General features: G+C 74.6%; 3 protein-coding genes. 1 reads left to right on the top strand and 2 read right to left on the bottom strand.

What is annotated here, in order from left to right:
• The coding region (locus Q6969_RS15530) for a hypothetical protein (protein ID WP_317231249.1) at nt 1-258 on the top strand (258 nt) is incomplete at its 5' end.
• Between the two features lie 106 nt (nt 259-364).
• Here the strand turns inward: Q6969_RS15530 and Q6969_RS15525 are convergent.
• Both Q6969_RS15525 and Q6969_RS15520 read right to left on the bottom strand, forming a co-directional pair.
• Nucleotides 365-556, bottom strand: coding sequence for a DUF2795 domain-containing protein (locus Q6969_RS15525; protein WP_317231248.1), 192 nt, complete (start codon nt 554-556; stop codon nt 365-367).
• A gap of 21 nt (nt 557-577) precedes the next feature.
• On the bottom strand, nt 578-1,535 hold a 958-nt coding region (locus Q6969_RS15520), incomplete at its 5' end, for a glycosyltransferase family 2 protein (protein ID WP_317231247.1).

Here is a 1,535-nt window from a genome sequence, read left to right as displayed (position 1 = left end):
GCCGACGAGCGCCTCGAGGTCATCGCGCTCACCGAGACGGAATGGCGGGTGTGCGACGCGCGCCTGCACGAGAACGACGCGCGGAGGCTGCTCGGCTACCTCCAGGTGCAGGGCGAGCGGGTGGAGCTCATGCGCATGCAGCCGGTGCCGGGGCTCTGCGACTGGTTCGGCTGCCTGGCGGACGCGCTGGCCGCGATCGAGGACGAGCTGCCGCACGACGGGCGCTCCCGCGACCGACGGGGTGCTGCGGCCGGCTGACGACGGGCCCCTCACGGACGACCACGGCGCCGCATCGGCCCGCACGCACCGCGGCCCCCGTCCTCACGCGGAGGACGGGGGCCGCGACGCGGGCGGTGCGAGCGGATCAGCTCGCGTCGGAGACCGCGGAGTTGATCGCCGTGGGGGCGTCGTACTCCGTGTCCTCGATCGACTTGAGCGCGTCGAGCGTGTCGGAGTCGGCGCCCGAGTCCTCCGCCTTCTTCACGATGTCGTCCTTCGACGCCGGGTAGTCGAGGCCGCTGAGGTGCTTCTGGAGCTCGATGGGGTTGATGGCCATGGGATGTCCTCTCGTCGGTGATCAGGAGCGGTCGGCGCGGTCGTCCGCGTCGCCCACGTTCCGAGTCGACTCCTCGGCGGGGCCGTCGCCTAGGGGCGCTTCCTGGGGATCCGGCGACTCCTCGGCGAAGAGCACGTCGAAGGCGTCGACCTCCCGCACGGGGATGGTGGTCGGCGCCTCGAGGTGGACCGCGCCGCTCGGCACTATGCCGGCGCCGCCGAAGCGCTCCATCACCCGCCACTGCGCGGCGACGTCCTCGCCGGAGTGCCGCTCGGGCAGGCGGTCCCAGAAGTCGAACCCGCCGGTCTCCACGAGCGCCCGGCGGCGGTAGAGCACGCAGCCGCCCACCCACGCGATCCGGTAGGCGAGCCAGGTGTCGGTCTCGAGGCCGAGGTCGGCGGCGACGTGCGCGAGGTTCGCGGCGTTGTGCAGCGGCCAGCGGTCGAAGCCGGGCTCCCCGCGGCGGATCCGCTCGGGCTCGACCGCGTCGCCCCACGGCGCGAAGGCGGCGGCCTCGTGCGCCCGACGGTCGTCGAGGTAGCTGAGGCCCTGCACCGCGGCGCCCACGAAGCCGATGTCGAGCGACTCGAGCGCGTCGTGCATCCGGCGCAGCATGCCGGGCTCCAGCCACACGTCGTCGTCGAGGAAGAGCACGGAGTCGGCGGTCGCGCGCGCGAGCAGCGACGCCCGGTGCTCGGCGATCCCGCGGCGCGGCAGGTGCGAGACGATCTCCACCTCGCGGCCCTGCGCCCGCAGCACCCGCGCCATGCCCTGCACGCTCGGCTCCGCGTCGGCGTCGAAGCCGTCGGACTGGTCGCTCACGATCACGCGGAACGGCGGATCGTCCTGCCCGGCGAGGCCCGAGAGCGTCACGGCCAGCTCGGCGGTGCGGCCCGCGCTCGGCACGAGCACGTCGATGCGCGGCGCGTCGGGCGCGCGGTCGGCGCCCCATTCGCCGGACCAGCGCCGGCTGCGCCCG

It is taken from the genome of Clavibacter sp. MX14-G9D (genome assembly GCF_032917815.1).
GTDB classification, from domain to species: domain Bacteria; phylum Actinomycetota; class Actinomycetes; order Actinomycetales; family Microbacteriaceae; genus Clavibacter; species Clavibacter michiganensis_K.
This window is presented reverse-complemented; position numbering and strand designations above follow the sequence as displayed.

What these genes read in the sequence shown, in the direction of transcription:
- Q6969_RS15525 (WP_317231248.1), bottom strand. Translation starts at nt 556, where the DNA reads ATGGCCATCAACCCCATCGAGCTCCAGAAGCACCTCAGCGGCCTCGAC.